This is a genomic window from Fulvivirga lutimaris, from assembly GCF_009711525.1.
GTDB lineage: Bacteria > Bacteroidota > Bacteroidia > Cytophagales > Cyclobacteriaceae > Fulvivirga > Fulvivirga lutimaris.
The window spans coordinates 1-12,473 of the sequence record NZ_SMLV01000307.1 but is presented as its reverse complement, the minus strand read 5'-3'; the positions used below and the strand labels follow the sequence as shown (position 1 = coordinate 12,473).

Sequence of the window (12,473 nt, the reverse complement as noted above, 5' to 3'; positions counted from 1 at the left end):
TCTTACCCTTAAACTCATTAACTGCACCTTTTTGCTCTGATTGGTCAAGTAGCCTCCAACTTAAACCTCCATTAGAGGTAAGGAAAAACAATCGCTCAAATGACTTTCCGAAACCAAGACTGGGGTTAAAGCTGAACCCTGAAACGTAGCCCCTCGACTCTGACATGAAGTACATAGAATAATAAGCTGCAAAAATACCATCAGGTTCCTGATTTTTGGTTGAGTCATTTCTGAAACGCTCCGTGATTCTATTTTCTATCTCAGGGCTTATTTCAGTCCATGTGCTCCCTCCATCAATAGTTTTGTAAACATACCCATAGTCACCACTGATAAATCCAACCTTTTCATTAAGAAACTGAATAGACTCAAAATACTCTGCCCCAAGTTTAGCGATCTCTTTAAATGTTTCACCGCCATCAATGCTTTTATACACTCCTCCATTGCCATAGTCTGAGGCCCATAGTAAAGTGTCATATAGTGCTATTTTGTGAATGGGTAAAGACAAACCCTCAATTTTTATATCTGATGATTCTTCTTGAATGATTACATTTAAATCTACTTGAGCGATCAAAGGGTAGTTTAAAATCAGGATTAAAAGTAGAGGCAGTATTCTTTTCATTGTTTTGTAGTTGATGGCTTTATATACTTCTTGTATTACTGGCTTCGGAGCACCAGTGAGTTTTAAAAGTAATTTGATTTTGTCAAAGTAGAGAGTCAAAAGCCCTGGTACAAGTAAACAATCATTACCTAAGAAATATTTACTTGTCTGAGGTAAGAAAAGCAGCCCTAGCTAAATGCAAAGAAAGGGTTGATTACTTAATCTCTAAATCTAATTGTTTGCCACTTTCTTTCGCTTCTTTGTCCTTTTGTGTTCCTATGGCTATGCCAATGGCCATACCAATAGGTAAACCAACACCCATGAAGGCCATGTTTCCCAAGCTTGCACCAAATGCACTCCCAAATGCCACACCCAAAGCCAGTCCAACACCCAGATAAAGATTGCGGTAATGATTGATGGTAACAAACTTCAGTTCTTTCTCAACCAACTTTAAAATGATGTTTTGAGATTTTTTGAGTTTAGTTTTCAACCCCTTTTCTTCGTCTGTAGCAGCGTTAACTTCATCAATTTGGCTATTGATAGCACCAACTATTTCATCAGGAATTTCCTTTTTGTTCAACTCATCAAGCACCTTTTCGAATAGTAGAAATCTGGCTTTTAATTTTTTATTGTCTCCTATCGCTGGTCTTTCGTTTAATCCTTTAATCTTCATGAATCATATTTATTGATAGCTAAAGCTAGCCAATTCAGTTATTAAATACGGTTCAATATCATCAATGGTTCTGTTGCCATGGAGACTGGTGTTATATAATGATGAATTATTAGAAAAATTCAATAGTGCGAAGCATTGGTATCTGAATAAGATTAGGGTATTGATAGAGGGATAAAACCAAGCCCTTGGGTTAGATAGGTTAATAATTACTTCCGGATCACAAATGAAAGTAAATGCATCTATCCCTTAAAAACCAAATAAAAACTCGTTCCTTTACCTACCTCAGATTTTACCTTTATCTGGCCGCCATGCAGATGCATAATTTGTTTTGAGAGGCTTAAACCAATGCCAGATCCATTTTTTTTGGTGGAGAAGAAGGGTACAAATATCTCTCGAAGCTCCTTCTCACCAATACCTTGTCCGTTGTCTTTAACTTCTATTATTCCTTTCTTCCCTTCGCTGTAGGCATTGAGCTCAATAGCTGGTTTATCTACATTCTCAACAGCATGAGTACTGTTTTTTATCAGGTTAATCAGCACCTGTTCTATTAATGAAGCATCTAATAAGATAGAATCAACATCCTTAATATTTACATTAAATTGAATGTTAGCCTTATCCATTTCTCCTTTAAGTAGACTTTTGATGGATACAAATAAATGATCAATGACTACAGGCTCCAGCTTGGGTTTAGCCACCTTGGTCAGTTTTCTATAATCGTCTATAAAGCTCAGCATACCATCACTTCTTCGGTGGATGGTTTTAAGCGAAAATCTCAAATCCTCTATGGTTTCATCATCCAGTTCAGCAGCCTTTTTAGTTTTACCATCAGCACCAAGCATAGATTCCATAGTTTCTGTTAAAGAAGAAATAGGCGTTACCGAGTTCATTATTTCGTGGGTCAAAATTCGGATCAGCTTATGCCAGGCCTCAATTTCCTTTTGCTCTATCTCGCCCCTGATATCCTGAAAGGTGATCAGTTTGTAGGTCTTGTTGAGCATTTTCATGGAATTAACATCCACAGAAAGGGTAAAAGGATCATCAGTATTTTGCAGCTCTATAAGCTTTCTCCCCTGATCACCAATAGATTCTATATCAGCAACAAACCGCGGGCTTTTCTCTTTTAAGATGTTCCAGTTGTTGATGCCTTCAACTCCTAAAGTCTTTTCTGCAGGCCTGTTCATTAGCACAATATTCTCATCATCTTCAATTGAGATAATGCCAATGTTAATATTGCTTACCACTAGTCTGAGGTAGTGAAATTGTGCTTCCTTCTCAATTTTTGAATTTTCAATGGTTTGAATAATGCCATCCATAGCATCATGAAGTTCTTCAAAGGACTGGCCAATTTTTGATCCTTTAAAGTTGACCGAGAAGTCATTATGTTTTATTGATAACAAGAATTTGGCTAGTTCCCTATTGGTGTAGTTGATGTACCTCACCAGCTCATAAATCTGGATGACCAGAACTATAAAAAGGATAATCTGATTGAAGAACAATCTATCATCTCCAAAAATAATGGACAGTGCCAGAAGGTTGAGAATGATAAACCCAATCCTGACTAGAAGTTTGAAGCTAAATTTTTTGAATAACACAGTCCTTAAAATAATGAGATGTAAAACAAATCTAGTGATATGATGAGTAAATTCTAGTAGTTGAGAAAATATGAGGAATACTGGCTTTGTATTAAGTATAGTGTAAACTATTGAATCCTGAGGCGATTGTGAGAGCTGCGTAAAGCGTAAATATTAATTAATCTTAACATGTAGACTCATAATTTTGATTCGTGCATGCTGTAAGCAGATTACTTTTACAGCATGAAAAAATTATTAGCCTTCGCATTATTGCTTCTTAGTACTAGTGCATTTTCTAACGATCCAATTGATAAAGCCTTTGCTTCTGATGATTTAGATCAGTTTGTTAAGCTTGCTGAAAATAAAATCTCTGTTGATTACTTAACGCATGCAATAAGTGCTAAAGCTTCCAACATTTTCCATTATATACTAAAGCAAAATGTGGATGTAAATGGTTATGACTCCAATGGCAATACTCCATTATTGGCAGCGTGTGAAGCTAACAATTATGAATTCGCTGAAGCCCTTACAAATAAGAAAGCTGATCCCAACCTGGCAGGCAAATCTGACCTTGAAGCAACACCATTGATGTATGCTGCAGCATTTAACAATGTGAAGCTATTGGAGCTTCTTTCTGATAATGGAGCAGATATCAACCAGTTGGATGTTAATAAAGATCATGCATTGAACTGGGCGACCTATTACGGGCACTTACAAGCCATGGAGTTTCTGATTAAAAGGGGAGCTGATTTAAAGCTAAGTAGCAAGCATGGAAAAGCCGTTGATGTCGGGTTTAGACTGTGGCATGCAGATTCTGTGGCTGCAGTTTTTAGACAGCACATGGACCTTGATAAAATTGACAAGAAATCTGCCGCATTGATCAATGCTATAAGAGAGGACAATGCAGAAGAGGTTTCTAAACTTATTAAGAAATCCGCCAATGCAAATGCAAAAGATGAGCTGGGTACACCGGCTATCAATTTTGCTATAGAAAATGGCAGCAAGGAAATTATCGCATCATTAATAGCTGCCGGGGCAGATGTGAATGCACTAAACCGTGTTGGTCAGGCATCCATAACTTGGGCTGCACGCTATGGCAAAGCTGATATTCTTAAATTATTACTTGACAACGGTGCGGATCCAAATGCTACAGATAAAAAATATAGATTGACACCACTTATTGGTGCAGCCGTAAATGGCGATATTGAAATAGCAGAAATGTTATTACAGGCTGGCGCTGATATCAATGTTACTGATTCTGTTAATGGCTGTACTCCCTTGCATTGGGCAATGTTTTACAGACATTCAGATTTTGCCGTAGCTATGGTTAATAACGGTGCTGATTTTAAAAGGTCAGTGCTTAATGATACTTACACCGGCAAAACGTTGGCCGCAGCTTATAAAGATTCGAAAATATTAAAGGCCATCGAGCAAGTTGAAAATGCCGAAAACCCATTGTTTGGAAGCTGGAAAATGTATGAGGTAAACTATGTATATGCAGATACTACCTACACGGCAAAGATGGAGTATCCAGGTCGTTTGATAGTTGGTAATAATACCTATTCAATTATGTATAACCCCTATGGAAGTAATAGAAAAAGTGCCGAGACACTTTCTAAACTGACCGAAGAAGAAATGGTGTATGCCTTTAAAACGGTAGTATTCAATAGCGGGTCCTATGAAATAGCTGACAGTGTGTTTTTAACAACTGCTGACATAGCAAAAGTCGCAGGTTTTGAAAGTGGAAAACAGTACTATAAAATAGAATTTGAAGATGATGCATTGCACTTAACAATGTTTGATGAGACTTACCCTGACGGAAAGAAACCGGAGTGGTATGGTAAGTTGAAAATTCTATTTAAATTGAAAAGAGAGTGGTAGTAAATTAAATATTGAGGTTTGACTGTCTTACGATTTGTACTGTTAGTGTATGCCCTTATTGGGCTGTTTGTTGCCGGGGGAGTTTTTTTTAGAAAAAATAAGACGGCCAGCATAACGCTAACCGCTTTTATACTTCTTCTATCGCTTGAGATTCTTTACTTTTTATATTCTACAAGCTGGCTTCTAATTCAGTATCAAATTTCATTCGGTGGTTATTACTTTGCTTTGGGCTTTCTATATGGCCCAGTATTGTGGTTTCATTGTAGGTCATTGGTAGGTGATCAAGTCAATTTTAAAGCAAAAGATCTACTACATTTAATTCCAATGGTATTAGTTTTTATTCACATCTGGGATATACTCTTAATGACTCATGAAGACCAGCAGGTTTATATAAGCACTCATTTCTTAGATAGAATAATGCCCATAAATTATTTACGTGCCTCTCATCAGTTGATTTATGGAGTTGTTTTAATAATATTTAATTATCGAAACCGATACTCTTTAACAAGCAATGAGAAGGTGTATTTGATGCTTATGTGCACCATATATTTTATTAGCACAGTACTAGTGTCATGGCTAACGATGTTTGCCGATAATTGGAGGCAGTTTATCTACTTCTATTTTATGGTGGATACCCTGGTTTTTATCATAGCTTACCTACTTTACACAGACAATAATTTTCTTAAGACGCTATCAAGAAAATATCTGAACTCAAGTTTGAGCAAGAGTGATATGAATAGGATAATCTCTAAAATTGAAGTGGCATTTTCCAAAGATGAGCTCTTCTTAAATAGAGATTTGAATCTCTCAAAATTTGCGGAGATAATAGACGAAAAACCACATAATATTTCTCAAACTATGTCTGAAGTGGTGCAAAGAAATTTTAATGATCATTTAAATTTCTTTAGAGTAAAACATGCTAAAAAATTGCTGCTTGACTCAAAGTATGATCATTACAAGATAGAGTCCATTGGCATGGAAGCAGGATTTAACAATAAGGTTACTTTCAATAAGGCATTTTTGAAATACGCAGAAGTCACACCTTCTGTATATAAAAAGACCAATACATTATAGATTAATCATTCTCCCCATTCTTATATCTGATTGTTTTAAGTGAATATGAGATTCAGCAAATGAAAAATACACAATCATTTTTAGCCCTAACCTCTGTACTTCTATTGCTTGGATGTCAGCAAAAAGATAATGCTCAAATTGAGACTGACCCCTCAAAGGAAACTTCAGTAATGTTGCTTGGAGTTTACCATTTTAATAATCCAGGACAAGACACCTATAATTTAGAAATTGACGATTATTATACTGATAGAAGACAGAAGGAAATAACAGAAATAGTAGGTCTTTTAAAGGAATATAATCCAACAAAAATTTTTGTAGAATTTACCCCAGATCAACAATCAAAGTTAGATAGCTTATATCAACTTTATCTCAAAGACAAAATTCAATTAAATGAAATTAGAGGGGGAGTAAATGAGGTATATCAAATTGGGTTCAGACTTGGAAAACAATCAGGTGGCATTCAAATAAAAGCAATAGACCATCAAGGACCTTGGTTAGGCGACTATGTGGATTTCATAGCAGATACCCTGGCACTGGATTATTATCAGGAGAGAAAAGATAAATCTCTGGTTAAAATCAAGGAAACACAAAAATTATTTACCGAGAATAGCATAAAGGAAAACCTCATTTATCTAAATGAAGATGCGCAAATCAGTGATAATCACGATTATTACAACAATGTAGCAGTCAGAGTCAGGGACAGTGCGAATATCATGTTTTCTTATCACGAGTCTGACCAAGAAATTGACGGTCTGCCTTATCTATTGCGATCATTTGATTTTGATAATATCGGTATAGAGCTGGTTGCAGAATGGTACAAGCGAAATCTTTTTATTTACAGAAATATCATTGAAAGTAGCCAGCCGAATGATAGAATAGTTATTATAATTGGTAGAGGTCACGTTTTCTACCTAAAGCAACTTCTAAACAATAACCCCAACTTTACCCTTACAAATCCAATCGAATTTTTGGGCAGCGCTAAAAGCGAAGAATAACAACCATATAAGAAATTCGAAAAATTCCCCTCAATCAAGCCTTGCCGTTGGATCTAAGTGTTTTTTATTCATAAGCAAGGTTCTATATCACCATATGGTTGTAGGAGTTTCTATGCTGTTTATACTAATAAAATTGCCGTTCGACATATTTCTGTATCTCATGCTTTCCATCTGCGTATCCTATGTAGGTAAACTCAAAATATGTCATACAAAGGAAAGTTATTTTTTAAGTGGGCGCTTATCATATTGGTGGGAATCCAGTTTATAGCCATGGCCCATGCAAAGTTGGCAGGTGAAATGTGTGATCTTTTTCTTTCTAATGGTATGTCATTAGAGTTTATGTTTTTCGTGGGTTTTATGGAGGTTTTGGCTACCGTTGGATTGCTTACTTCAAAGTGGCGGATCAAATCAGCAGTTGTTCTTTCATCTATAATGATTGGTGCCATTTATGTCAATTTGCAATCGCATGGTGTTATGGAAATACTGGTCGATATTGCCAATATTGGTTTTTTAGCAATAGTCCTATGGCTTGAAAAGGAAAAGCAGATGTTTGCCGAAGATATGGTGCAACCATCTAAGTACTAATTATACCAGTCCGTATTTATTTAGCCTTCTATAAAGCGCAGTCCGTGTTAAACCGAGTTGTTTAGCGGTGGCAGTGGCGTTGCCCTTATTGGCTTCCAGAGTTTCTATGATAAATGTTTTCTCCATGTCCTCCAGCGTTTTTGGCTCATGGATTTTAACCTTGCTCACAGGTTGATTTACGAATAATTCAGGATTGTCAATTGTATTGGATTCCGATAAAATAACAGCCCTTTCAGTGGCATGCTGTAGCTCTCTGATGTTTCCCGGCCAGTCATAATTCTTAAGAGAAGGGTAGATGTCTTTACCAATTTTCATACTGGTCTTGCCATACTTCTTGCTATAAATATCAAAGAAGTGCTCAATGAGAAGAGGAATATCCTCTGGGCGTTCGTTAAGCGCAGGAATTTTAATTTCCACTGTATTGATTCTATAGAGCAGATCCTGCCTGAATTTGTTCTCTGCAACCATCTCTGCTAGCGGCATATTAGTAGCACATATCAGCCTGAAATTGACATTTATTTCTTTTGATGATCCTACCCGCTGAATTTTCTTGCTCTGCAACACAGTTAAAAGCTTAGCCTGAAGAGGGAGAGATAAGTTGCCAATTTCATCAAGGAAAATGGTGCCGCCATCGGCCAATTCGAATCTGCCTACTTTGTCTGTTTTAGCATCTGTAAATGCACCCTTCACATGACCGAAGAGCTCGCTCTCAAATAATGATTCTGTAAGTGCACCTAGATCAACGTTAATAAAAGTATTGTCTTTTCTGTTAGACTGGTTGTGGATAGCACGAGCAACAAGTTCTTTGCCTGTACCATTTTCTCCAAGTATTAGGATGTCGGCATCGGTGACTGCGACTTTTGAGATCAAAGATTTGATCTGCTTGACCCCATCAGATTCGCCAATAAAATTACTGAACTTGGTATTGGTGTCACTGTTGATGGCCGATTGCGTTGCTTTGAGCTTTGTCACCTCCTTTTTAGACTTTCTTAGCTCTAAAGCAGATAAAATAGTGGCCAACAATTTTTGGTTTTTCCAGGGTTTGAGCACAAAATCACTTGCACCTTCTTTCATAGCTTTTACTGCTAGATCAACTTCGCCATAAGCAGTAATTAAGATAACTATGGCTTCATTATCCTTATTGATGATATGCCTTAGCCACTTAAACCCTTCCTGACCATCATTAACTCCTTTACTGAAATTCATATCCAGAAGGATGACATCATAATTTTTCATTTCGAAGTAACCATCAATCTTTGATGGATCTTCTTCAATATCCACTGACGAAAACTCCTGCTTCAAAAACATCCTTGCGGTTTCTAAAACATCACGGTCATCATCAATAATTAATATGTTGGCTTCTGTTTTCATTTCAGAATCCTAAGTTATTACATTGTATCGAAAACATTACACTATATTGTATCGAATTCGATACAGTTTTTATTTAAGCAGTAGCTAAAAATTGCGTTAAGGGCTTATTTTGGAGGGTTGGTTGCCGTGGCACCGCATTTGAGTAATAGAAATCAAACCTTGAGCTATGTTTAGAAATTTACTCAAAATCAGTTTTAGAAACCTTATCAAGAACAAGGCGCACACCTTTATTAATGTTATTGGTTTGTCATTGGGCATCTCGGCAGCCATAGTTATCTATCGGGTTATTGATTTTGATATGAGCTTTGATAACTATCATAGTGATTCAGACAGAATTTACAGGGTTGTGACAGAAGCACTCAACGAAGGTGAGGTGGTGAAGCTAAGCGGATCTACCTATGAGCTTGAGAGGAGGTTTAAGCAAGACTTTAATGAAACAGAGTATCTATCTATTGTTGATACTAATGTTGGGTCACCTGTTATAACCACTGAAGAGAATGGCAATAAGACAAAATATAGCGAGTCTGAAAATAATCTGGCCTATGTTAACTCAGAGTACTTCAAGATTTTTGATCACAAATTCTTAGTGGGAGATAAAGAAAATCCATTTCCTGAGATCAAGACATTGGTGCTCTCTAAGTCTTATGCCGAGAAGTATTTTGGTGACTATTTAGAGGCGTATGGTAAAATCATTCGCTTTGATAATCTGTATGATTTAAAAGTTACTGGCGTAATAGAAGATGCTCCAAAAAACACTGATTTACCTTCAGATTTTCTAATCTCATTTAATCTTGGTCAAGAAGATTATAGAGGTTGGGATGATTGGGTAGCCACCTCATCAGGGGTACAAATATTTGTTAAGGCAAAGGTGAACGTATCTGTAGATAATTTCAACAAAAACATCTACAACTATATTAATGACAACAAGCCAGCTGATGATCCCGATAGTTACTTTCTTAAGCTTCAACCACTTACTGACATGCACTTTGATACCGACAGATATGTTTTGTCTGGACGCACAACTTCATGGCAGTCGATATATACGCTTATGGTCATAGCTGTGATGCTTGTTGTTGCAGCTTGTATAAATTTTATAAATCTAAATACAGCACTGGTATCTAAAAGAGCCAAAGAAATAGGCATTAGAAAAGTATTGGGCAGTGCACGAGGACTTTTAGCTACTCAGTTTATAGCAGAGACAGCTCTTGTAACGGTCTTTTCAGTTTTAGTTTCATTAGGTATTGTGGAGCTGGCATTACTCAATATTGATACTCTTATTGGGTATACTTTACCACCAACCTCTATAGACATTAAGATGGTGGCATTTATTATGTTATTGATAGTTGTAGTTACACTATCTTCAAGCCTATATCCGGCAATGATCCTTTCAGGATACAGCCCAATTAAGGCTTTGAAGAGCAAAATTCATTCTTCAGAAAACTCAGGTGTATCCCTCAGAAAGGGGCTTATTGTATTACAATTATTTATCGCACAGGCATTAATCATAATTGTAATAGCCGTGTCGAATCAGATCGATTATTTCTTAACAGTACCTATGGGAATAGATACCGAGGCGGTTGTTGAATTCTCTATGCCTGGTGAAGTAGATGGGTTTGAATTAGAAACTTTGAGAAACCAGATGATGACTGTGTCAAATGTTAAAGATGTGAGTTTTTCTAACACTGGCTCTATATCTAATAATACCTGGGGTGGTAATTTGGAATACATCTGGAATGAAGGGGAGGCAAGAATTAGCCATCGGGTAAAATTGATTGATGAACATTATATACCTGCTCTCGGATTAGAAGTAATAGCGGGTACTAACCTATCAAACGACAGTGCTCAGTTTATGATTAACGAACGGGCTTTAAAAGAAATGGGCATTGAAAACCCTCAGGATGTTCTTGGCTTAGAATGTACATTCTGGGGCCGAAATCATGGAAAGATTGTAGGGGTGGTTAAGAACTTCAATATGCAATCGCTACACTCTGGAATTTCACCAGTGGTATTTGCTTACATACCCGCAATGTTTTTTCAGGGGTCTGTAAGACTGGCAAAAGTAGATCAGGAGGCCATTGAAGAGATTAAGAAAATATGGGAGGCCGAGTTTCCCGAACTTTTATTTTCATATACCTATCTTGATGATAGAATTCAAAGGTTTTATGCTAATGAAGAGCGCATGTCTAAGGTCTTTACCACTTTCGGAGTTATTGCCCTGTTCATTGGTGCCATTGGTTTGATCGGTTTAATTTCATTCATGGCTAATGCTAAAACCAAGGAAATAGGAATTAGAAAAGTGTTGGGTGCTAGTGTAAAACAAATAGTAGTAATGTTATCACGAGATTTTGTGGTACTTGTAGTCATCGCATTTGTACTTGCTGTACCCACTGCCTACTACTTTTTGAATGAATGGTTGGCCAATTTTGAATATCAAATACCATTATCGGCTGACATTTTTATTGGTGCTTTAATGGCTACAATGTTAGTTACAGTTTGTGCCGTTGGTTTCAAATCAGCCAGTGCTGCGCTTTCAAATCCAGTAGACGCTTTATCAGACGAATAATTTTAGATTTTATGTTTAAGAATATAATTAAGATCAGTTTAAGAAACATCAGGAAGAACAAGTCTCACACTATAGTTAATGTGGTGGGACTGTCTCTGGGTATTTCAGCTGCAGTTATTATTTTCTCTATTCTTCGCTTTGACTTGAGTTTTGATAATTATCATAAAGACTCTGATTCAATTTACAGACTCGTTAAAACTGAACAAGTTGGTGATGGTGGTGAGATAGTTCATGATGCGGGGATGCCCTATCCATTGCGAGAGTCTTTCAAAGAAGAATTCCCTGATGTTGAATTTTTGACTTTTGTTGATTGCAACTCACTTAGTGGCTTGGTAACTGTTGATTATGAAGGCGAAAGAAAGAAATATGAAGAAGAAATAGGAGTGCAGGCATTTGTGATGCAGGACTTCTTTAAGATTTTCAATTATCAATTTCTAAGCGGAAACCCTGAAAAGGCGTTAGTTGATAACTATTCAGTGGTGCTTTCAAAGAGTCTTGCTGAGAAATATTTTGGTGATTATAAGAAGGCACTGGGCCAAACAATCAATATTGAAAACTACTTTGATGTTACTGTAACTGGAGTAGTCGCTGATCCTCCAATGAATACAGATTTACCTTTAAAAATGCTTTTGTCATTTGAAATAGGAGGGTCCGAAAGAATATGGGATAGCTGGACGGCCAATTCATCATCTATAAATGTATTTGTTAAACTAAATACTAATGCTGATCCAAATGAATTTGCCAAAAAGATTGAAGATTATATTCAAAAAAACAAAAAGGAAGATGACCCTAAGATAGTATCACTAAAACTACAGCCCCTTTCTGATGTTCATTTCAATGAAAACTATTTTAATGCTGCTGGTCGTGTTATATCATATGATCAGATCTACACTTTGGCAATAATTGGTTTGCTAATGGTTATAGCTGCATGCATCAATTTTATAAATCTGAATACGGCTTCTGCTTCATTAAGGTCTAAAGAAATAGGCGTTAGAAAGGTGCTCGGTAGTGCCAGAACATTATTAATTGGCCAATTTTTAGTAGAAACGGCTATCACAACATTTATTGCCATTCTATTTTCTTTAGGGCTTGCCGAGTTATTTTCAATAAACATAGAATATATACTAGGCTATGACATTCCAGCGATAGTATACAACTCCAA

The 12,473-nt window shown here is 36.6% G+C and carries 10 protein-coding genes; 6 read left to right on the top strand and 4 right to left on the bottom strand.

Translation table 11 applies throughout. The features are described 5' to 3' along the window. The 3 genes from E1140_RS05890 to E1140_RS05880 form a co-directional block, all read right to left on the bottom strand. Window positions 1–619, bottom strand: a 619-nt coding sequence (locus E1140_RS05890) for a WD40/YVTN/BNR-like repeat-containing protein (RefSeq protein ID WP_425482001.1), incomplete at its 3' end; no start/stop codon positions are given. A 193-nt stretch (window positions 620–812) separates the two neighbouring features. Further along, complete coding sequence (locus E1140_RS05885; RefSeq protein WP_155180205.1) at window positions 813–1,271, bottom strand: hypothetical protein; 459 nt, start codon at window positions 1,269–1,271, stop codon at window positions 813–815. 239 nt (window positions 1,272–1,510) lie between these two features. Then, window positions 1,511–2,863, bottom strand: a complete 1,353-nt coding sequence (locus E1140_RS05880; RefSeq protein ID WP_185153449.1) for an ATP-binding protein — start codon at window positions 2,861–2,863, stop codon at window positions 1,511–1,513. Window positions 2,864–3,085: 222 nt separating this feature from the next. Here E1140_RS05880 and E1140_RS05875 point away from each other — a divergent pair, with 222 nt between their 5' ends. From E1140_RS05875 to E1140_RS05860, 4 genes are all read left to right on the top strand, one after another. After that, the gene (locus tag E1140_RS05875) at window positions 3,086–4,723 is read left to right on the top strand and encodes an ankyrin repeat domain-containing protein (RefSeq protein WP_155180202.1); all 1,638 of its coding nucleotides are present in this window, start codon (window positions 3,086–3,088) and stop codon (window positions 4,721–4,723) included. An 18-nt stretch (window positions 4,724–4,741) separates the two neighbouring features. Continuing rightward, window positions 4,742–5,797 (top strand): helix-turn-helix domain-containing protein, encoded by a 1,056-nt coding sequence (locus tag E1140_RS05870; RefSeq protein WP_155180199.1) that lies wholly within the window; start codon window positions 4,742–4,744, stop codon window positions 5,795–5,797. 59 nt (window positions 5,798–5,856) lie between these two features. After that, window positions 5,857–6,792, top strand: a complete 936-nt coding sequence (locus E1140_RS05865; protein ID WP_155180196.1) for a DUF5694 domain-containing protein — start codon at window positions 5,857–5,859, stop codon at window positions 6,790–6,792. A gap of 201 nt (window positions 6,793–6,993) precedes the next feature. Further along, window positions 6,994–7,377, top strand: a complete 384-nt coding sequence (locus tag E1140_RS05860) for a DoxX family protein (RefSeq protein WP_155180194.1) — start codon at window positions 6,994–6,996, stop codon at window positions 7,375–7,377. Here the strand turns inward: E1140_RS05860 and E1140_RS05855 are convergent, their stop codons facing one another. Beyond that, the gene (locus tag E1140_RS05855; protein ID WP_155180191.1) at window positions 7,378–8,748 is read right to left on the bottom strand and encodes a sigma-54-dependent transcriptional regulator; all 1,371 of its coding nucleotides are present in this window, start codon (window positions 8,746–8,748) and stop codon (window positions 7,378–7,380) included. Between the two features lie 166 nt (window positions 8,749–8,914). On the opposite strand from E1140_RS05855, the gene E1140_RS05850 reads away from it, so the two are divergent. Together E1140_RS05850 and E1140_RS05845 are read left to right on the top strand one after the other, a co-directional pair. Then, window positions 8,915–11,311: an ABC transporter permease gene (locus E1140_RS05850; RefSeq protein ID WP_155180188.1), complete on the top strand. Its 2,397-nt coding sequence runs from the start codon at window positions 8,915–8,917 to the stop codon at window positions 11,309–11,311. 11 nt (window positions 11,312–11,322) lie between these two features. Further along, window positions 11,323–12,473: ABC transporter permease (locus E1140_RS05845; protein ID WP_155180185.1), on the top strand; the 1,151-nt coding region annotated here is incomplete at its 3' end.